This is a genomic window from Paenibacillus sp. MB22_1 (assembly GCF_047200555.1).
Taxonomy (GTDB): Bacteria; Bacillota; Bacilli; order Paenibacillales; family Paenibacillaceae; genus Fontibacillus; species Fontibacillus phoenicis.
On the sequence record NZ_JBLADV010000002.1, the window covers coordinates 912,196 to 932,245 of the forward strand.

The window sequence follows — 20,050 nt, forward strand, 5'->3', positions numbered from 1 at the left end:
TGCATGTTCCAACGCGCTTTTCCTAATACTATAGGATGAAAGCTAGACTACATTAACCATTTTACCGAGAGGAGCTGCACCTTATGTTGATTCGAAAATACCTGACTACTCTCCTCATAGCGGCTTTTTCAATGGGCTATATCATTTGGACGGACATACTGATTGGACTTCCATGGAATAACTTCTTAATCAACTGGAGCTACTCGCTAACCGATCCTGCCGAACGGATTTGTGCCTATATGCTGTTCCTGTTCCTGATCATCCCGGACATCTATCATTTCGTAAGCCGCAAACGGAATGGAGGCGGACAAACCTCAGGCCATGCGACTAGCTCGCAGCAAAACGAAGAGTCTTCGTCCACCTCGGCGAACAAAGACTCTTCCAACCCATCGGAGGATTTACGTTCCGGAATGCCGCCGGAACCGGAATCGGTAAATCAAGGCGGCTACAATCAGAGCGGCGGGCACAATAACATAAAATAATGGATCCATGATATAGAGGACATCGCCGCCTTTCTTGACGTGCTCACTATACGTTCGAGCGATCGTTATCGAAGTGAACAACACAATCAGGGCCAGCGGATAGAGGACCTTCCGATAGGGAATCTTGAACAAGTCGGAAGCTCCGATAACGGCCGCATAGAAATAGACAGCGATTTTGAAGAAGTCGCCAATGATCAACACCATCACCACTAAAATATCCAGACGTTGAATAAAGTCGGCAATGGAGGCTTTACCAACCATCGTTAGAAGCGGGAATATCGATCGCTCAGCAATGTCCACGCCAAGTATGGAGATCGTAATCACCACCGTCCCCGACAAAATCATCCCTGATAGCAGCACGGACATCAATCCTGCCCGGACCCCTGCTTTTACATTGTTCAAATACGGCAAAACCATGGTGAAACAAATAATCTCACCAAACGGGAACTGGTAATTTTGGCGATAAACGGACTCCAGCACCGGCCCAAACCCATCGCTTAGCACCGGAAGAATCCGGGTGAAATCTATAATTCCCGAGAACAGCAGCAGAAACAAAATGATGATCCCGATCACAAACACAACCCAAAGCAAAATAAACGCCGTGCGGGCCAGCACCTCAATGCCCTTGTGCAGTACATAAATGATCGTTAGCATCATCACCGTATTGATAATGAACAGCGGAGTCTCTTTCAACGTGGAGGCGAAAACCAATAACCCGCCGTCCATCAAATCGCGGCTAGCTTTGTTCATATAAAACAGTATATAGGCAAAACCGATTAGCCCGCCCAAGTATTTGCCTAGCAGCAATCGCATATATTGGGTGGGCAGTTTATCAGGAAAAGCGGTGTACAGAAATGCATACCCCAGAAAGAGCAGACACCCGACCAACATGCCGCACAATACGGCGATCCAGGCATCCTCGCGGGCTGCCATGCCCAAATTCACAACCAGGGCCGTCCCGAGTTGAAACAAGACAAGCAGGGCGAAAAGTTGCATAGGACTTAGCTTCGTGTCTTCCAAGCGTATCCCGCCTCCTATTCTTTCTTTTTCAAATTATATTGGAAGGAACGATCTCTCATTTGGGAATTGCGGACGATCGAATCAATATGATATTCGACCGCGACCTTAGGAAAGATGTCGGACCATTGTCCCTTCAATTGCTTCCAGACCTTTGGATGCTGGAGCTCGAGCGTCCGTCCGAAGCATAAAACATCGCTGTTCAGGGATTGTGCCGTTTGAACGGCAGCCTTGATGTCCTTTAATATTTCCTGATTCACATCCTTTTCCAATGCATCCAGAGTTGCCAGGTCACGGAAATCGATGGGGCTGTCCATTTCCCGAACCGACAGCTGGGCCATCACCTTCACAACGAAGATAGGGTCCTCCCCATCCTTAAGAATCGCCCGAATCGAAGTTTTACTTCTGCGAACATCCAGCGTGATAGTCCCCTGGTCGTCCGGCGTGATCACAATCGAAGTGTTGTGCAGCTTATCTCTAAGCCAGATTAATCCCCGGCTTTCATTCTCATTAAGCCATCCCTTCAACTGATCTCCTTTAAACACCGCCAAATTGGACATGACCAGAAGCCCGAGGTTATCTGTTTCCTCCAGATTGTTTTTCTTTCGTACTTCTCGGACACTCCCTACAATATCAACGCCGTTGATTACTGGCCCCGAATTGGGCACGAGGACCTCGCGTATCAGATCATCAACCTCAACGGGATAATTGGCACCGTACTCTCGGGAGGTCATTTCGGCTTTTTGAGCAAGCGTATACGCGGTGATTTTCCCCATGGGGGACAGCCCGGCAATAACGTCGAGCGCTCGGATGCCTTTTTTCGCTATAAAAATTTTTGCGGTTAGGCGAATATCTGAATCCCGGTCGAGAAAATCGAGGATATCCGATATTCCCTGCCGGGCCAGCTCCTCCGAGATGACCACGATACGAACATGAGCGGTCGACATCAGCCGTGGTACCTGAAGAGAAGCCTTGCGAACGGCCTCCATAATGGATCGTCCTTCGGCGGTATAAACCGTCGTTGGGGTACCGCCTCTGCCGATTTTTCCGGAAATTTCGTCGGCGATAATCACTTGAAAGGACACCAGATAATTCTTATTTCCGGGGCCGCGATCGATACCAATCCCGGACACCACCGCCCGCCGGTTTAACTCTTCTGCATCCCAGCAACCGGACAGGGGCAGCATGACGCACAGGATCACAAGTAACCACATCGCTCTAATTCTCATTTTGGTCCTCCTGCTTCCTTGATTCCGTTTCTTGTCCGCCTTGCTGCGGACCGCCCTGACTCGCCTCCTCTCCAGAATTCGCCGACCCGCTGGAGTTGTCGGGAGACAGCGGTTTGATTTCCCCTATCTTCTTCATATCTTGCTGGCTTGAGGTCATTAATGGTTCCCACCCGTGCATCCAAATCGGCAGCCGCAGGATCGCATCCTTCTGAGCCTGTGGTACAAACGGGCTGAACGGCGTCAGATAAGGAACGCCAAACGACCGGATGCTGTTCATATGGGCGATCAGCATAATCAGCCCCAGCGTGATCCCGTAAAACCCAAAAAAGCCGGCCAGCACAAGAAAATAAAACCGGAACAGCCTGCCCGCAATAGATAGGTTATAGGAGGGCAATGCGAAGCTCGCGATCCCCGTCAGCGCTACGACAATAACCATGATCGGCGTGATGATCCCCGCCTCAACGACGGCCTGCCCCAGGATCAACGCACCTACGATCGACACCGTTTGCCCAATCGCCCGCGGCATCCGTACCCCTGCCTCACGTAAAATCTCAAAAACGACCTCCATGATGATGGCCTCTACGAAAGCCGGAAACGGCACTCCCTCGCGCTGAGCCATTAAGCTGACCAGCAGCAGTGTAGGAATCATCTCATAATGGAAGGTCGTCAAGGCAATATAAACCGCCGGACCTAGCAGCAAAATCACAAAGCATATGTAGCGGATGACACGCATCAGAATGCTGATGTCAAAGCGTTGAGCGTAATCCTCCGGCGATTGCATGAACTGGGCAAAGACAGTAGGCAGGATCAGCGTAAACGGCGTACCGTCGACGAGAATAACCACCCGTCCTTCAAGCAAGTTGCCTGCGGCGACATCCGGGCGTTCCGTATTATAAACCGTCGGAAACGCGGTAATGGTCTTATCCTGGATAAACTCCTCGATATAAGCGGATTCCAGGATGCCATCGATGCGAATTTGCTGGAGCCGCCGGCGAATCTCGGCTACTACATTCGGGTCGGCACTGCTTTTCATATACATCATCGCCACGTGGGTGTGGGTCACGGAGCCGATTTTCAACGACTCCAGCCATAGATCCGGTGACTTAATGCGCCGCCGGATCAAGGAGATGTTGGTCGCAATCGATTCCACGAAGCTGTCCTTGGGCCCGCGCACAACCAGCTGCGAGGAAGGCTCATTAACCGCTCTCCATTCCCCGCCCGCCGTGCCGGAAATGATTCCCTGATCACTACCGTCCACCAGCAGCAAGGTGTCACCGGATAGAACGGCCAGCATGATGTCGTTCCATTCCTTCACTACCTTGGTCTCTCCCAAGGACAAGGCATCCTCGAGAATGTATTGGATGAGTCGGTCGGCGGGATAAACGTTAACTTTCTCGGGATCCAGCTCCATTAAAGGCTTGATCACGAAATTATTGATCGCTTGCTGGTCGCTGAGGGCGTTCAAATAGACGATCGCCGCCTTCGCGGGTGCCTGAACTGGACCGCCAAGCTTGAGATGACGGATGACAATATCCGGGCTGTTTCCGGATTCCTCCATGATGCGGTCCAGCATTTGCTGCAAATCCCCGGTAATTCGAGGTTGTCTGTTGCTTTTGTTCTGCTGGCCGGAGCGGCCGCGGGATAAGTGGCGCAGCATGATTAGCAACTCCTATTCTGTCTGCATCTCTTCTCTCCATTATTTGCTTTTCATTCCTTTTTCATGCGACAGAGATCGACAGGGCCTTCCGAGAATCTCAAGCGGTTTTTCTGTCCCTAAGCGGGAAATAATGTATCCGAAACGGCTCCCATTTTTAAGGAAAAACCATATGACAGGAGGAAGCCTCAATGGAGGACACCCCATTTATGTCCGGCGGACTTCCGCGATTCCCTGAATCGCTGTGGCGCAAAACAACTCCGTTGCCGGACTTTAGCAAGCTGACCGAGGACATCGATACCGACGTTGCCGTGGTTGGCGCCGGGATTACTGGAATCACCACTGCTTATTTGCTGGTTCAAGCCGGTGTAAAGGTCACCATCCTGGAGGCCGGTAAGGTCCTGGACGGCACAACCGGGTATACAACCGCAAAAATCACGGCGCAGCACGGCCTTATTTACGACAAGCTGATCAACCATTTTGGTGAGGAAGGCGCACGGCTGTATTTTGAAGCGAATGAGGAGGCGCTGCGTTGGATCGGCGAAACCGTGAAGGAGCGGAAGATAGAGTGTAAGTTCCGCCAGGAGGATGCTTATTTGTATGCGGATTCGGACGAGCAGCTCCACAAGCTGGAATCGGAATGGCGGGCTTATGAACGCTTAGGTCTGCCTGGTGAATGGCGGGATACGATCGAGTTGCCGCTGCAAGCCAGAGGGGCCGTCGTGATGAAAAATCAGGCCCAATTCCATCCGCTTCAATACTTAAACGAATTGCTGGCGTATGTCACCTCCCATGGAGGTGTGGTGTATGAAAATACAACGCTGGAGGATGTCGCCGAACCGCAGTCGGATGGACGGCTTCGCCTGACCACGGAAAACGGCCATCACATCGTTTGCCGCCATGCGGTATCGGCCTCCCATTATCCGTTCTTTGACGGAAAAGGCTGGTACTTCACCCGGCTGCATGCCGTGCGTTCCTATGTCGTGGCCATCGAACCGGAGAAAGCCTACCCTGGCGGCATGTACATTAATTGCGGCTCCCCTACGCGCTCGCTCCGATCCGCAGAGCTGAACGGGAAGCAGGTGGTTCTGGTCGGCGGCGAGTCGCATAAGACTGGCAAAAACGACTGCACGATTCAGTCCTACGAAACCCTGGAGAAATTCGGACGGCAGACGCTCGGGATCAAGTCGATCCCCTTCCGCTGGTCGGCGCAGGATCTGGTGACTCTCGATGGCGTCCCCTACATCGGGCGGATTACATCAAACCATCCGAATATCTACGTCGCCACCGGCTTCTACAAATGGGGAATGACCACCAGCACGCTGTCCGCAATGCTAATCCGCGACCTCATTCTGGAGAAGGAGAACCGCTATGCCGAGCTGTTTACGCCTTCTCGGTTCAAGGCCGACCCCTCGATCAAGCATTTCATCACCCAAAATGCGGACGTAGCCAAAGAGTTCGTCACCGGCAAAATCGAACTCGTCCACCTAAAGCCAGAGGATCTCGTTCCGGGCCAAGGCGGCGTCGTCAAGCACCATGGTAAGCGTGCCGGAGCCTACCGCGACCAAGACGGCCTGCTCTATCTTGTGGATACGACCTGCACCCATATGGGCTGCGAGGTCAAATGGAATGAGGCGGAACGATCCTGGGACTGCCCTTGCCACGGCTCCAGGTTCGATTACAAAGGCGAAGTGATCGAAGGGCCGGCAACAGAGGCGCTCCCTCGCCTTCACCGCCAACCTGAGCAAGCCAAAAGCTGAGTTCCCCCGACACTCCGCAATCTGACTTAGGGGAATAGCACAAATCAAAGCGCATCTGTTCGTCCTATTCCTTTGAAAACAAAGGGCAAAAAGGAACAGATGCCTTTTTTCATTCACTACCTTGCTTTAATCAGTACTGTGTGATATTATACTTTTCGGCGATACTAATCAATGTTCAGTACTGATGAAATTTCAACACGTAACGTACACCCAATTTAGAAGAAACGAGGCGAAGCAGGTTTGGATATCAGCATCCAATTTAAGAAAGGCGCCTTGGAGTTATGCGTGCTGGTATTGATCCAAGGCCGCGACCGGTACGGTTACGAGCTCGCCCAATCGGTATCCAAGCATATCGAGGTAGCCGAAGGGGCCTTGTACCCCCTGCTGCGCAGACTGGTCAATGAAGGTTATTGCACCACCTACCTTAAGGAATCCACAGGCGGTCCCCCGCGCAAATACTACAAACTAACTCCCGAGGGCGAAGCGTACACCCAGAAACTGGTCGTCGAGTGGAAGCAGTTCGTACACAATGTTTCAACCTTAATTGAGAAAGGAAGCCGTTTATGAATAAAAGCGAGTTTTTGGCGAATCTTCGGGCGCATTTATCGGTTCTCCCGCCGGAGGAACAAAACGAATTGCTGGAGGATTATGAGGCCCACTTCGCTTTTGGTTTGGAAAGCGGACGGACGGAGCAAGAGATCGTGCTGGAGCTAGGAGACCCGGCGGAGCTGGCCAAAGAGGCCATTGGCAACCGCTACGTGCCCCAGGAGCATGTGTACTGGTTTGGCGGAGCAGAGCCCGCTGCCACACCGGGCGCAGCAGTCAGCACCACGCCATCAGTCGCTTACGTCGGGTTGGGCATGCTGCTCGCCGTTGTCACACGATACGCTTATAAAGGCATGCTCTGGCTCAGCATCGCTTACCTGCGTTGGAATGTTCGGATCGCGAAAGGGGATCACCAAGCATGAATACGAAGAAATGGTCACTCATAGGGTTGTTGCTGATTTTGATCGGGTTGGCCGGCATGGCTTACCAGCATTTCGAATTTGGGGATGAACTGCCGTCCCACCAGCAGAAGTGGACGTTTGATCAGGGCGGCTTACAGACACTGCTCATTGACAGTGATTATGACGTCGAGCTGGAGTTTATCGACAGCCTTGACGGGACGAACTACGTGGAAATCAACGGGAATATGAATCAGAAGACAATCGATGCGGTGAAAGCTGCTCAAATCTCAGAGGGGACACTAAAGCTGGATCTAAAAGATAAGTTTGACTGGACCTTCTTCTCGATCAACTTCCAGTCCACCAAGCAGCGAATTACCGTGGCGCTGGGCGACAAGGGCGAATTGAATCGGATCGGCTTCAAGTCGGACTCCAGCAACGGGACGTTCCGCGGTCTTCGCGCCGATGATATCGATCTGTCGATCGACTCAGGGAATATTCGTGTCGATCAGTTTGAAGGTACGCTGACCGCGAAGTCGAGCTCCGGCAACATCACCGCCAACCAGGTAAAAGGGACCGTCAAAGCTACGTCCAACTCCGGGGACATCCGGTTTAATCGATTTACAGGCGATGGCAGCTTTAAGTCGAATTCGGGGAATATTACGTTGTCGGAGCAACGCTCAGACAATTTGGACATCTCCGTAGGCTCAGGCAATGCAACACTGTCCGCCGATGCCGAGTTCAAAGGCTATTATGACCTGCAATCCGGCTCCGGCAACACTACCGCGCCGGATTCACCACGGCAGACGCAGGACCTGATTAAAGTCCGGGCGAATTCCGGTAATATTCGCATCCGCTAGAAACACAAAAGAGAGGCCAGAGTTCATATCAAACTCCGACCTCTCTTCTTTATTCGATTTCCCGCTGCGTAATTCGGTTCAGGAAAGAACGGGCTCGATCGCTGGACGGATGATTCAGCACTTGGTCCGGCGTCCCCGATTCGATAATGTTCCCCTCGTCCATCAGTACAACCCGGTCGGCGACCTCGGCGGCGAACTTCATCTCATGGGTAACGACGACCATCGTCCGCCCCTCAAGGGCCAGCTCCTTCATGACCTTCAGCACCTCGCCAACCAGCTCGGGATCTAGCGCCGAGGTGGGCTCGTCAAAGAGCAGCACGTCCGGGCTCATGGCCATCGCCCGCGCAATCCCCACCCGCTGCTGTTGCCCGCCTGACAGCTGATGCGGATAGAAATCCGCTCGGTCACCGAGCCCTACCTTATTTAGCAGCTCCAAGGCAACCCGGCGGGCTTCCTCTTTGCTCTTTTTCAGCACCTGAACCTGGGCTTCCATCACGTTCTGGAGCGCCGTCATATGCGGGAACAAATAATACGCTTGGAACACCATGCCGGTCTTCTTGCGCAGCGCCAGCACTTCGCTTGTCTTCGGTTTCCGGCCAGCGCCGAATTCCAGCTGAACGTCGCTGATTCGAAGCGTTCCTCGCGTTGGAGTTTCCAGCAGGTTCAGGCAACGCAGCAAGGTTGTCTTCCCCGATCCGGAAGGCCCGATGATGACCAGCACCTTGCCCTGCTCGACCTCGAGATTAACTCCCTTGAGAACTTCCTGGGTACCAAACGACTTGTGTAAATCGCGAATTTCAATCATGAATGGTTGGCCTCCTTACCGGGCGGTGAAGCGGCCCAGCCGCTTCTCCAGTCGATTTTGCAGCGCCGATAGGATGGTGCTGAATATTAAATAGATCAAGCCCGCTTCCGAGTAAACAACCAGCGGTTCATAGGTCGTTGACGTGATTTGTTGGGCGGTACGGAACATCTCAGTGTACGTCACGGTAGCGGCCAACGACGTATCCTTAACCAAGCTGATAAAGGAGTTGGCCAGCGGCGGCACCGAAACCCGTGCAGCTTGCGGCAGGATGATCCGCCGCAGCGCCTGCAGCCGGGTCATCCCCAGCGAATAAGCCGCTTCCCATTGGCCTTCGTGAATCGACAGGATCGCGGCCCGTACAATTTCCGAGCCGTACGCGCCGACGCTAAGCGTAAAGCCGATGACCGCTGCCGGAAACGGATCTAGAACAATCCCGATGGAGGGAAGACCGTAAAAGATGATGAATAACTGCAACAGCAGCGGCGTCCCGCGGATGATCCAAACATAGAATCTGGCGAGCAGCCGCAGCGGTCCGAAACTCGATAACCGCGCAAGCGCGGTCAGGACGGCTACCAGCAGCCCCAGCGCAAACGTGATTAACGTTAGCGGAACCGTAAAGGCTACCCCTGCTTTTAGCAGGGGAAAAAAAGAGTCTACGATAATATTCCAAATGCGTTCATCCATCGTTTAAGCATCCTTTTCCGAAGGAAGCGGCCCTCACGGGCCGCCTCCAATTGTTTAAATAGCTTATTTCGAAACGTCTTCTCCGAAGTATTTCTCCGAGATTTTCAAGTAGGTTCCATCGGATTTCATCGCGGCCAGTGCCTCGTTCACCGCTTGCACCAGCTCCTCGTTGCCCTTGTTAAACAAGGCTGCGCTCTCCGACGCTTCCGGCATTTCGTCAACCACTTTCAGCTTCACGTCCGGTCTTTGCTTCTTCAGATCCAGGAAGGACAAGCCGTCGTTGACCGTCGCGTCGATCCGTTTGGATAGCAACAGGTCGATCGCTTGGTTAAAGCCTTCCGTTGCAACGATTTCCGCTCCGTTCTCTCTGGCGATATCCGTCAGGTTACTCGTCAGCGATTGTCCGGCCTTCTTCCCTTTCAAATCGGCGAAGGTTTTGATGTCCTCGTTGTCTTCCGGCACGATCAGCACGGCACGGGAAACGATGTACGGGTCGGAAAAGTCGTATTTTTCCTTTCGGTCATCACGAATTGTTACTTCGTTGAATACCGCGTCAAACCGTTTTGCATCCAGTCCGGCAAAAATACCGTCCCACGGTGTCTCGATAAATTCAGCTTCCACGCCCAGACGTTTGGCAACCTCTTCTGCGATCTCTACGTCGAAGCCGGTCAGCTTGCCGTCCTTGTCATGGAAGGTGAAAGGCGCATAAGTTCCCTCCGTACCGATCCGCAGCTTACCGCTGGCTTTCACGGCTTCCAGCAAATTTTGCTCCGCCGGCTGCTCGTTGGCCGCATTACCTGCGCTGCCTTGGTTCGCACCTGCCGCTTGATTTTTCGTATTGTTATTACCGCAAGCTGCAACCAGCACGGTCAGCACCAGTGTCAACAGCAGTAAACTCCATTTTTTCATTGAATCCATCCCCCGTCTATCCATGTTTTTAATTTAAATTCCCTATAAAACCACTGGGTTTAATTGAATATTACACACTTCGCCATGAATCGTCAAATGTTTTTTGTTGCCTGATTGTTGCCCTTAGTATGTCCAACTGATTGAACCTTGATTTCCTATAAATGAACGAATATAATGCTAGTAACTATTTTGTGAAGGAGGTGGGTAGAGTGGATCGCAAATTTGCGTGGAATCGAGTGGGCCAACTGCCGGTGGCAATGTTTGGCATTATTCATGCAGCAGCCAACAACGGGAGAAGTCTGTCCATTTTTGGAAACTCGATATCCAAACCAAATTGCGAAATGCCGCTCCTACCTTAACCTCACTTACGCGTGAGCTTTAAAGGCAGCAGGATTTCCTGCTGCCTTCTTTTTTGTAGGATCGGCATGGGATTAAAGGAGAACGAAACCATGATGATCCAAGGCCAAAATATACAGAAGTATTACGGCGCGGGCAAGACCACCTGATGAAGCTGTTGGCCGGCATCGAGCGTCCGGACCAGGGACTGCTGTCTATTCCAAAAGGCGCCCGAATCGGCAGTCTAGCGCAAATTCCTGACTATAACCGGGAAGAAACGGTTTACGACGTCCTGCTGGGCACCTTCGCCGACGTGCGGAGTCTGGAAACGGAGATGCGTCACTTGGAAGCGGAAATGGCGGAAGCTGAGGATTCCAACGCGCTGGATTCGCTGCTTCAGCAATATGTCCGGCTGCAGGAGCGGCGTGACGCCCTGCAGCTCCGCGCCGACGAGCTCCTCCAGCAGTATGTCACCCTGCTGGAGGAGCATCCAAACTAAAGGAGGTTTGTCCCCATGAACCATGGGAAACCGGTATTTGAGCTCCACCCCGATGACCCCCGGGTCAAGGCGCTGGCCAGCGCCGATCCCCGGATGGGCCGGCTGATCGCCCTGATTGGAGGCCTTGCGACCAAACCGCAAGGCCCTTTGTTCACCGAGCTGGCTCGCTCAATCATCAGCCAGCAAATCTCGGTCAAGGCCGCCTCCACCATTCGCGGCCGTGTCATCGAGTTGGCCGGGGAACTGTCCCCGGCCGCCCTCTTGGCCCAAAGCGACGCCGACCTGCGCGCCGCCGGGCTGTCCGCTTCCAAAGTCGCTTACCTCAAAGATTTAAGCGACAAAGTCCAATCCGGTCAGCTTGACCTGGACCGGCTGCAGGAGCTTGATGATGAGGAAGTCATCAAGCAGCTGGTTTCCGTGAAAGGCATCGGCCGTTGGTCGGCCGAGATGTTCCTCATCTTTGCCTTGGGCCGGGATCATGTCGTTTCCTATGGGGATGCCGGTCTGCAGCGGGCGGCAAAATGGGTGTATGACATGGAAGAGCGCCCGGACCGCAAATATTTGCAGCAAGCAGCCGCGCAGTGGCCATCCTACGGCTCCATCGCCTCGCTTTATTTATGGGAAGCCATCAACCGGGGACATGTGGATTCGGGAGAAACCTTCAGCGAGCAGCTGACCAGTTTCGGCATTCAGACAGATTAAGCTTGTCGAAGGAATATTTTGGATATATTATAATATGGAAGGTGATATTTTCTAGTTTTTAGAGATAAATTATAAAAAAAGTGGGGTTGAATCACTGTGTTCTCGTTATCGGAAGTCCGTCGACCGGTCAAGTGGTATTTGTTCGGTCTGATCGCATTTGTGGGCATTGTATCGAGTCTTATCGTCCTGATCTACAACGATTATTTCCTCTTGGGCGACCCGGTTCACCCGAACAATGATGACGTGAAGTATATTCAATCCGCACGCCTTCTCCTGAATGAAGGCGTACTTGCCTATAATACCAAGGAGGCACCTTCCGCCTTCATCATGCCCGGGCTGCCGCTGATGCTGTCCGGGTTTATGGCGGTTTTCGGCCAGGAACAGGGCGGCATCGTCGCCTTTCGCCTGTTCCAGTGCCTTCTGCAAGCGTTGTGCATTTATCTTATCTTTTGGATCGGTCGACGCACTTTCAACACCCGGGCGGCGCTGATCGCCTGCACCGTGTCCGCTTTCTACCCGCCCGATTACTTTTCCTCCGGAGTCATTCTTTCAGAAACGACTTTTCGCACGTTGCTTCTGCTTCTCGTCTGTTGCACCATCCTGGCCATGGACCGAGGCGGATCCGCTTTATACGTCCTCATCGGCGTCCTGACGGCTGCGGCAGCTTACTTAAAGCCACATGCTTCCTTGTACCCCGCCGTTTTTCTGATCATTTGGCTGCGCATGAAGCTTCCTTGGCGGACGATGTTGAAATACACCCTTCTCATAGGGGTTACTTATGCTCTGCTGTTGACCCCTTGGTGGATCCGCAACTGGGTCACGTTTCATGAGTTTATCCTGTTCACCAATTCTGGCGGAAGTCCGTTCTTGCTCGGCACGCGCATCCGTTGGCAACTGCCGCCGGCTGGCTTCTTTGAGGCTTATCCTCAATACGATCCGCAAACGATATTCCAAGGCGCCGATTCCGCGGCGATCCGCAAGGGGCTGGATATCCTCCGGTACGGATTTACGCATGAGCCGATGAAATATTTGTATTGGTATACGTTGGGAAGATGGGTGGAGCTGTATTTCCATCCGTTTTATTCGCGCTCGTTTTGGCCGATCAGCCGCCCGGTAATGGACATTATCCAAGTCGTGATAATGTACGTCAATATGGCCGGCATTTTATGGGCCGTAACGAAGAACCGTCTGAAGCTGGACCGCCTGCTCCCCCTCTTGTTGGCGCTGGCTTATTTCACGGTGATTTATATTCCGTTCGTAGCGTTTAACCGATACGGTTATCCCAATATGACGCTGCTGATCCTGTTCGGGTCTTATCTGATTGGCGACCTGGTCGCCCGAGTTCTGCGCCGCTCCCATCACCGGTCCGCGCGAAAGGGGGCCTGTGACTCATGATGCCAAAACCACCGCGTATACTGATCATCATACCGGCTTATAACGAGGAAGCCAGCATCGGCTCGGTCATTCGGGATATCCGTAAGCACGCGCCGGAGGCTGATATCCTCGTCATTAACGACGGTTCCTCCGACCGGACGGAGAACTGTGCCCGGGAAGCCGGAGCCAAGGTGCTGACGCTGCCTTACAATGTCGGGATCGGCGGGGGAATGCAGACCGGTTATCTCTACGCCAAACAAAAAGGCTATGACATTGCCATACAAATGGACGCCGACGGCCAGCATCCGGCAGAAGAATTGCATAAGCTGATCGCCGGAATCGCAGACCAGGATCTTGTAATCGGCTCCCGGTTCCTAGGGACCGCTTCCTTCCGGTCGTCCACGGCGAGACGGGCAGGAATCGTCTTCTTCTCCAAGCTCGTCTCTTGGGTTACCGGCGAACGCTTCACCGACACGACCAGCGGCTTTCGCGCCGCCAGCCGTAAGGTCATCGAGCTGTACGCCCGGTATTATCCAACCGATTATCCCGAAGTGGAATCGATCGTGTATTTGAAGCGCCATGGCTGCCGGATCGTCGAAATCCCGGTGCAAATGCGCGCCCGCACCACCGGAAGATCGTCGATTACCCCTTGGCGTTCGGTTTACTATATGGTGAAGGTGACATTATCCGTGCTCATGAGCGCATTGCGGCGCCCGCTTCACCAGAAGGCGGTGACAGAATAAATGTCGATTTACATTTTATCCGTGTTAGTTGCCGCGGTGTTCCTCTTATTCGTCCTGGAATTGGTCCGCCGCCAAAAACTAAGAGAACAATACTCCCTGCTCTGGATTTTGTTCAGTGTCGTTCTGCTGATCTGCTCCACGCATATCGGGCTCATCGAATGGATCGCTGATCAGCTGGGCGTCAAGTATGCACCTGCAGTATTGTTTCTGTTTGGTCTGCTCTTCTGCTTCGCATTAATTCTGCACCTGACGATCGTCATTACTCGCCTAACCGCCCAGGTGCTGCGCTTAACCCAAGAAATCGTCATCCTTAAAGAACGGGAGGCGGTCCGTGAAAATGGACAAAACCATTAGTTACCTGCTGCTATTCGGCAATATCCTGCTTCTTGTGACAGGACAAGTTCTGTTTAAAATCGGCCTGGCCCGCACCGGCGGGCTTCACTGGAGCAAGCTGGCGTCCTCACCCGCAGTGATCGGCGGCATCGCTTTGTATGGGATAGCTACCCTGCTATGGTTTGCCGTGTTGTCCCGCCTCCCGCTGAGCGTCGCTTATCCGCTCCAAGCGCTGGCGTACGTCCTGGCGCTTCTTCCGGCCTATTTCCTGTTCCACGAAACGATCACTTGGAACAAGCTGCTTGGCGTGATCGTCATTTTACTCGGCGTTTTTTTGTTGGCGAAATCATAGACACAAGTAGAATCAATTAATTATAGATTCGGACTTCATACTCACAGTGTTCGTCGCCACTTACATTACATTTTGTTTCTCGTACGCTCACTTTTCGACCGAGCAGCTTTCCTAGCGCCCCTTCCAGAATGGCGCCCTCCAGATCGCACACCTTCTTCTCCTCCATCACCGGCAAGCCCTTGCAAAAACAATCCTCTATCGCAATCCGCAGCAATCGCTCACTTTGCTCCACAACCTGTGGCAATCCGATCTGCAGCTCAGTAAATAAATGGAGCAGCTCGTCCAACGTGGTGACGGGCAAGCTTTCGCCGATTTTACGGCCGATGGAGGCGGTGGTTCCTTTCCCCTCCAGAGGCAGCCCCTGCCGCATCCCAATCAGGCGAATCGCCCGGAACAACTCCAGCGGCACCTGATCCCCCAGCTCAGTACGGTCGATTTGTCGCAATTCATCAAACGTGAATTCTTTCATCTGTCTTCCTCTCCTAACCATAGAACTGAACTCTATCCGTTGATAGGTTTAATTTCCCATATTCAGGTCCGGAAAACCTTGATCTTCATCAAGAATTCGACAGATATATTGTGATAATAATCACTAGTCAAACACCTAGCAACGGTTAAGTTAGAAGTAGATGAATACATCTTTCCAAGAAAGGAGAGATCACAGATGAAGTCCTGTGCTTGCCACATTCGAGATACAGCCACGGCTCCTTCCTGTCTGGCACGTGTTCCGGTTTTTGCGCAGCTGCGCCAAACGGAGGTAGAGCTGCTCCATTCCGTCATGCGTACCTCGCAGTTCCATAAAGGCGAGATCATTTTCCGCGAAGGAGATCGTTCCGATTCGCTGTTTGTGGTGAGCCGCGGAATCATTAAGCTGACGAAGCTGGAGGATAACGGCAAAGAGCATCTCATCCGGCTGCTGTTTCCAGGGGACTTCTTCGGCCAGTTTTCTCTGTTACAGGAAAAACCCCATTACGCTAGTGCCATCGCGGCGGACACGACCGGCATCTGCCGGATTCACCGCAGCGATTTTCTTGATATTTTGCGGCGCGATCCCGATACGGCGGCCCGGTTTATGACCGCGCTTAGCGCCCAACTGGAGGAGGCCGACGCCTGGGCAGCCGTACTGACCTTGCTTGAGGCCGATCGGCGTCTCGCCAAGATGCTCTTATACTTCCGCCGCAAAGCTGCGCCAAACTCCCGGGAATTCACCTTGCCCGTGTCCAAAAAAGACCTCGCCTCCCTCATCGGCGCCACACCAGAGACGCTCAGCCGCAAGCTGCGTCAGCTTAGCGACGAGGGCGTGTTAACCGTAACGCGTCGGCAGTTGCTCATCCGCGATGAAGCAGCACTGTGCCACCTGGCCGGCGAGGGCTAGGCGGCGATAGGAACAGCCCTGGTCTGGCCCTGGCTGCAAGCCAGGGTGAGCTTTTGATTGTCTGTCCTGACGCTTTGCACGATTATCCCTTTTGACCAGCTCTTTTACACCATTATCCCGTTTGCTCAGTTTTCAAATTATAACGGCTGGAGAGGCTAGTATCCCGTTGACTCAGATTACAGAAGCAGAGAAGAGCGTCTGCGCACAATTCCTCACCATCTGAAGGAAAGGGATAATCGTGTAAAGGGCTCCCTCAGAGATACCTCCCCGCCCCCTATCAAAAGAAAAACGCCCCTGACAAACAGGGGCGTACCTACAATGGTAAGTCTATACGAACGCGGGCGCTTCCGCCGCTTACACGGCCTCTGGCTCGAAGCTGCCTTTGATGAATTGGCTGTTGTACAGGTCGGCATAGAAGCCGCCCAGTGCCAGCAATTCGTCGTGTGTACCTTTCTCGATCACGGTGCCGTGGTTCATCACGAGGATGAGATCGGCGTCGCGGATCGTGGATAGCCGATGGGCGATGACGAAGCTTGTTCTGCCTTTCATCAGCTCTTTCATCGCTTTTTGGATTTGCACCTCGGTCCGGGTATCAACGCTGCTTGTGGCTTCGTCGAGAATGAGGATCGCCGGATCAGCCAGGATGGCCCGGGCGATCGTCAAGAGCTGCTTCTGCCCTTGCGAAATGTTCGATGCTTCCTCGTTCAGCACGGTATTGTAACCGCCGGGCAGCGTGCGGATAAAGTGGTCGGCGTACGCCGTTTTGGCGGCGCGAACCACTTCCTCATCGGTGGCTCCTTCCCGGCCGTAGGCGATATTGTCGCGGATCGTGCCATTAAACAGCCACGTATCCTGCAGGACCATGCCGAACAGGCTGCGCAGGTCGCCGCGTCTCATCTCGGCGATATTTACTCCGTCCACGGTGATCGAACCGCCATTGACTTCGTAGAAACGCATCAACAGGTTGATCAGCGTCGTTTTGCCGGCGCCGGTTGGCCCGACGATGGCGATCTTTTGTCCCTGTTTCACGTCGATGTTCATGTCTTCGATGAGCAATTGTTCCGGATCGTAACCGAACTGAACGTGATTGAACGCCACGTCGCCGCGAGGCTTCTCCAAAACCACCGGGTTCGCCACTTCCGGCACCTGCTCTTCTTCATCCAGGATTTCAAACACCCGTTCCGCCGAAGCGACGGTCGATTGAATGATGTTAGCGATGTTCGCCGTTTGTGTAATCGGCATCGTGAATTGACGGGCGTACTGGATAAACGCCTGCACGTCACCGATTTCAATCGATCTCTTGGTCACAAGGATCCCGCCGACCACCGACACCAGCACATATCCGATGTTGCCAATAAAGCTCATGATCGGCATGATCACGCCGGAGATAAATTGTGCCTTCCAACCGGCTTCATACAGCCGTTCGTTAATGGTATCGAACTGCTCCAGCGATTTCGTTTCGCGGCCAAACGCCTTAATCACCTTGTGGCCGGTGTACATTTCTTCTACATGGCCGTTCAGCTGGCCAAGTTCTTTTTGCTGGCGAACAAACTGCTTCTGCGAGCGCTTGGCAATCGAGGTGATTGCCACAATGCTTAGCGGCAGCGTCAGCACCGCAATCAAGGTCATCAGCGGGCTGATCGACAGCATCATCACGATGACACCGATGATCGTCAGGATCGAGGTAATCAGCTGTGTTAAGCTTTGCTGCAACGTACCGGCAATGTTGTCTACGTCATTGGTGACCCGGCTGAGAATTTCCCCGTGCGTCCGGGCGTCAAAGTATTTTAGCGGCAGCTTGTTGAGCTTGGCATTCACGTCCTTCCGCAGGTCATACACCGTCTTCTGGGCTACGCCAGCCATCAAATACTGCTGGAAATAGCTAAACAACGCACTCAGCACATACAGTCCGATCAAAACCATGATGATGTGCCATATATATTGAAAGTCGATCTCCGCGCCGGGAACCCCTTGAACCTTCGCGACGATTCCTTCAAACAGCTTGGTCGTCGCCTTCCCCATCACCTTCGGGCTAAAGATGCTGAACAGGGTGCTCAGGATGGCCATCACGAATACGGCCACTAATTGATATTTATGCGGTCTTAAGTACCGGATCAACCGTCTTAGGGTTCCTTTGAAATCCTTCGCTTTCTCCACCGGCATCCCCATGCCGGGGCCGCCAGGACCCGGACCATGCCCGGGACGAGGACCGCCGAATCCGCGTTTACCAGATGATTGCTCCCGACTCATGCGATCTCCTCCTCCGAAAGCTGCGAATACACGATTTCTTTATAGACATCGCAAGTTTGCATCAATTCTTGGTGCGTGCCGATGCCCGCGATTTGACTTTCGTTCATGACGATGATTTGGTCAGCGTCAAGCACAGTGCTCACCCGCTGCGCGACGATAATGACTGTGGCATCCTTCGTCTCTTCCTTCAAAGCAGCCCTCAGCTTCGCATCGGTCTTGAAGTCCAGCGCTGAGAAGCTGTCGTCAAAAATATAAATCTCCGCCGGACGAACCAAAGCGCGCGCAATCGACAGCCGTTGCTTTTGTCCGCCGGACACGTTAGTGCCGCCTTGAGCGATTGGGGATTCAAAACCTTGCTCCATCTTGGAAATAAAGTCGGTCGCCTGGGCAATATCCGCGGCGCGCCGCACTTCTTCGTCGCTTGCATCCTCTTTGCCATAACGGATGTTTTCGCTGATCGTTCCGGTGAACAACACCGCTTTTTGCGGGACAAACCCGATTTTGCTGCGCAGCTCCTCCTGGGTCATATCGCGGACATCCACACCGTCCACCCGGACACTTCCCTTCTGCACATCGTAAAACCGCGGGATCAAGCTGATCAACGTTGATTTCCCGGAGCCCGTCCCGCCGATGATCGCCGTGACCTGACCCGGCTTGGCGGTAAACGTAATATCCTGCACCGCCGGTTGCTCCGCGCCTGGATAGCTGAAGGTCACGTTTTGGAATTCGACCAGCCCTTGGGCTTCTGTCGCCGATTTGCCCTTCGCGGAATCCTTGATCACCGGAACCATATCCAGCACTTCATTGATCCGGATGGCCGAAGCCGACGCCCGCGGAATCATCACGAACATCATCGATACCATCACCAGCGAGAACATGATTTGCATCGCGTATTGCAGAAACGCCATCAAATCGCCGACTTGCATATGCTCGGAGTTGATCCGCAGCCCGCCAAACCAGATGATCGCTACGGAAGACAGGTTCATGACCAGCATCATGACCGGCATCATAAAAGCCATGATTTTGTTGACCTTGATCGACGTATCGGTCAAATCGAGGTTCGCCGCGTCGAACCGTTTGCTCTCATAGTCCGTCCGATTAAACGAACGGATGACGCGAATCCCGGTCAGGCTTTCGCGCATGACGAGATTCAGCTTATCGATTTTTTTCTGGATCGCTTTAAATAAAGGCAGCCCTTTCCGTGCGATCAGGAAGATCGCTCCGGCCAAGACCGGCAGAATCACCACCAGCACCAGCGACAGCGTGGCGTCCTTCGAGACGGCCATAATAATGCCGCCCAGACACATCATCGGCGCCATGACCATCATCCGCAGCATCATAATCAGCACTTGCTGAACTTGGGTAATATCGTTGGTCGTACGGGTGATCAGTGAGGCGGTACCGATGCGATCAAACTCCTCCAGTGAAAAGTTCGACACATGCTTGAACACCTTGCCCCGGAGCAGCTTCCCGAACCCCGTTGACGCTTTAGCGGAATAGTAGCTGGCGGCGATGGAACAGGCCATTCCTCCAAGCGCAACCAGCAGCATCAGACCGCCGATTTTCCAAATATACGGTGTGTCTCCATTCACGACCCCATTATCAACGATGTCGGACATCAGCGTCGGCAAATACAGCTCGGATAAGGTCTGAAAGAAGACAAATACAAGCACCGCCACCACAAGCCAGCGGTATGGTTTCAAATTGCGGAAAAGCTTGATCAATTTCCATCATCTCCACAT

Annotated in this window: 22 protein-coding genes; 13 read left to right on the forward strand and 9 right to left on the reverse strand. The window is 53.2% G+C overall.

The window, feature by feature from the left end; all coding sequences use genetic code 11:
* Positions 1-83 precede the first annotated feature (83 nt).
* Positions 84-482, forward strand: coding sequence for a hypothetical protein (locus tag ACL02P_RS16030; protein ID WP_009223684.1), 399 nt, complete (start codon positions 84-86; stop codon positions 480-482).
* Here the strand turns inward: ACL02P_RS16030 and ACL02P_RS16035 are convergent.
* The 3 genes from ACL02P_RS16035 to ACL02P_RS16045 are packed head-to-tail and all read right to left on the reverse strand — an operon-like array spanning position 399 to position 4,385.
* Positions 399-1,502, reverse strand: coding sequence for a GerAB/ArcD/ProY family transporter (locus ACL02P_RS16035; protein WP_260070956.1), 1,104 nt, complete (start codon positions 1,500-1,502; stop codon positions 399-401). The two genes, ACL02P_RS16030 and ACL02P_RS16035, sit on opposite strands and share 84 nt — an antisense overlap.
* Positions 1,503-1,516: 14 nt before the next feature.
* Positions 1,517-2,728, reverse strand: a complete 1,212-nt coding sequence (locus ACL02P_RS16040) for a Ger(x)C family spore germination protein (RefSeq protein WP_412837703.1) — start codon at positions 2,726-2,728, stop codon at positions 1,517-1,519.
* Positions 2,718-4,385: a spore germination protein gene (locus ACL02P_RS16045; protein WP_412837704.1), complete on the reverse strand. Its 1,668-nt coding sequence runs from the start codon at positions 4,383-4,385 to the stop codon at positions 2,718-2,720. The genes ACL02P_RS16040 and ACL02P_RS16045 overlap by 11 nt, the downstream gene beginning before the upstream one ends.
* Positions 4,386-4,573: 188 nt before the next feature.
* Between ACL02P_RS16045 and ACL02P_RS16050 the strand changes: the two genes are divergently transcribed.
* The 4 genes from ACL02P_RS16050 (at position 4,574) to ACL02P_RS16065 (ending at position 7,946) form a co-directional block, all read left to right on the forward strand.
* On the forward strand, positions 4,574-6,142 hold the full coding sequence (locus ACL02P_RS16050; RefSeq protein ID WP_412837705.1) for an FAD-dependent oxidoreductase: 1,569 nt from the start codon (positions 4,574-4,576) through the stop codon (positions 6,140-6,142).
* Positions 6,143-6,382: 240 nt separating this feature from the next.
* Complete coding sequence (locus ACL02P_RS16055) at positions 6,383-6,709, forward strand: PadR family transcriptional regulator (RefSeq protein WP_009223679.1); 327 nt, start codon at positions 6,383-6,385, stop codon at positions 6,707-6,709.
* Complete coding sequence (locus tag ACL02P_RS16060) at positions 6,706-7,110, forward strand: DUF1700 domain-containing protein (protein ID WP_260070953.1); 405 nt, start codon at positions 6,706-6,708, stop codon at positions 7,108-7,110. The genes ACL02P_RS16055 and ACL02P_RS16060 overlap by 4 nt, the downstream gene beginning before the upstream one ends.
* Positions 7,107-7,946: a DUF4097 family beta strand repeat-containing protein gene (locus ACL02P_RS16065; protein ID WP_009223677.1), complete on the forward strand. Its 840-nt coding sequence runs from the start codon at positions 7,107-7,109 to the stop codon at positions 7,944-7,946. The genes ACL02P_RS16060 and ACL02P_RS16065 overlap by 4 nt, the downstream gene beginning before the upstream one ends.
* Before the next feature lie 49 nt (positions 7,947-7,995).
* On the opposite strand, the gene ACL02P_RS16070 is transcribed toward ACL02P_RS16065, so the two are convergent.
* The 3 genes from ACL02P_RS16070 to ACL02P_RS16080 form a co-directional block, all read right to left on the reverse strand.
* Complete coding sequence (locus ACL02P_RS16070; protein WP_009223676.1) at positions 7,996-8,751, reverse strand: amino acid ABC transporter ATP-binding protein; 756 nt, start codon at positions 8,749-8,751, stop codon at positions 7,996-7,998.
* A gap of 15 nt (positions 8,752-8,766) precedes the next feature.
* Positions 8,767-9,435 (reverse strand): amino acid ABC transporter permease, encoded by a 669-nt coding sequence (locus tag ACL02P_RS16075; RefSeq protein WP_009223675.1) that lies wholly within the window; start codon positions 9,433-9,435, stop codon positions 8,767-8,769.
* 63 nt (positions 9,436-9,498) lie between these two features.
* The gene (locus ACL02P_RS16080) at positions 9,499-10,344 is read right to left on the reverse strand and encodes an amino acid ABC transporter substrate-binding protein (RefSeq protein WP_009223674.1); all 846 of its coding nucleotides are present in this window, start codon (positions 10,342-10,344) and stop codon (positions 9,499-9,501) included.
* 161 nt (positions 10,345-10,505) lie between these two features.
* On the opposite strand from ACL02P_RS16080, the gene ACL02P_RS16085 reads away from it, so the two are divergent.
* The 7 genes from ACL02P_RS16085 to ACL02P_RS16115 all read left to right on the forward strand — a co-directional run bounded on the left by ACL02P_RS16085 (position 10,506) and on the right by ACL02P_RS16115 (position 14,683).
* Positions 10,506-10,703: an RAxF-45 family protein gene (locus ACL02P_RS16085; RefSeq protein WP_412837706.1), complete on the forward strand. Its 198-nt coding sequence runs from the start codon at positions 10,506-10,508 to the stop codon at positions 10,701-10,703.
* Between the two features lie 146 nt (positions 10,704-10,849).
* Entirely contained in the window at positions 10,850-11,179 is a 330-nt protein-coding gene (locus ACL02P_RS16090) for a hypothetical protein (protein ID WP_339300559.1), read from the forward strand.
* A 15-nt stretch (positions 11,180-11,194) separates the two neighbouring features.
* The gene (locus ACL02P_RS16095; RefSeq protein ID WP_412837707.1) at positions 11,195-11,881 is read left to right on the forward strand and encodes a DNA-3-methyladenine glycosylase family protein; all 687 of its coding nucleotides are present in this window, start codon (positions 11,195-11,197) and stop codon (positions 11,879-11,881) included.
* Between the two features lie 96 nt (positions 11,882-11,977).
* Positions 11,978-13,276, forward strand: coding sequence for an ArnT family glycosyltransferase (locus ACL02P_RS16100; protein ID WP_412837708.1), 1,299 nt, complete (start codon positions 11,978-11,980; stop codon positions 13,274-13,276).
* The gene (locus ACL02P_RS16105; RefSeq protein WP_009223670.1) at positions 13,273-13,998 is read left to right on the forward strand and encodes a glycosyltransferase family 2 protein; all 726 of its coding nucleotides are present in this window, start codon (positions 13,273-13,275) and stop codon (positions 13,996-13,998) included. Before ACL02P_RS16100 ends, ACL02P_RS16105 begins: the two co-directional genes overlap by 4 nt.
* A complete protein-coding gene (locus tag ACL02P_RS16110; protein ID WP_009223669.1) occupies positions 13,999-14,352 on the forward strand; it encodes a DUF2304 domain-containing protein in 354 nt (117 codons plus the stop codon).
* The gene (locus tag ACL02P_RS16115) at positions 14,336-14,683 is read left to right on the forward strand and encodes an EamA family transporter (RefSeq protein ID WP_036644188.1); all 348 of its coding nucleotides are present in this window, start codon (positions 14,336-14,338) and stop codon (positions 14,681-14,683) included. The genes ACL02P_RS16110 and ACL02P_RS16115 overlap by 17 nt, the downstream gene beginning before the upstream one ends.
* Positions 14,684-14,699: 16 nt before the next feature.
* Here the strand turns inward: ACL02P_RS16115 and ACL02P_RS16120 are convergent, their stop codons facing one another.
* Positions 14,700-15,152, reverse strand: a complete 453-nt coding sequence (locus ACL02P_RS16120; protein WP_036644186.1) for a V4R domain-containing protein — start codon at positions 15,150-15,152, stop codon at positions 14,700-14,702.
* 195 nt (positions 15,153-15,347) lie between these two features.
* Between ACL02P_RS16120 and ACL02P_RS16125 the strand changes: the two genes are divergently transcribed.
* Entirely contained in the window at positions 15,348-16,058 is a 711-nt protein-coding gene (locus ACL02P_RS16125; protein WP_009223666.1) for a Crp/Fnr family transcriptional regulator, read from the forward strand.
* A 354-nt stretch (positions 16,059-16,412) separates the two neighbouring features.
* Here ACL02P_RS16125 and ACL02P_RS16130 read toward each other — a convergent pair whose 3' ends face one another.
* Together ACL02P_RS16130 and ACL02P_RS16135 are read right to left on the reverse strand one after the other, a co-directional pair.
* Positions 16,413-18,308 (reverse strand): ABC transporter ATP-binding protein, encoded by a 1,896-nt coding sequence (locus ACL02P_RS16130; RefSeq protein ID WP_412837709.1) that lies wholly within the window; start codon positions 18,306-18,308, stop codon positions 16,413-16,415.
* Positions 18,305-20,032 carry an ABC transporter ATP-binding protein gene (locus ACL02P_RS16135; protein WP_009223664.1) on the reverse strand — a complete coding sequence of 576 codons (1,728 nt, stop codon included), beginning with the start codon at positions 20,030-20,032 and terminating at the stop codon, positions 18,305-18,307. The genes ACL02P_RS16130 and ACL02P_RS16135 overlap by 4 nt, the downstream gene beginning before the upstream one ends.
* Between the last annotated feature and the right edge of the window lie 18 nt (positions 20,033-20,050).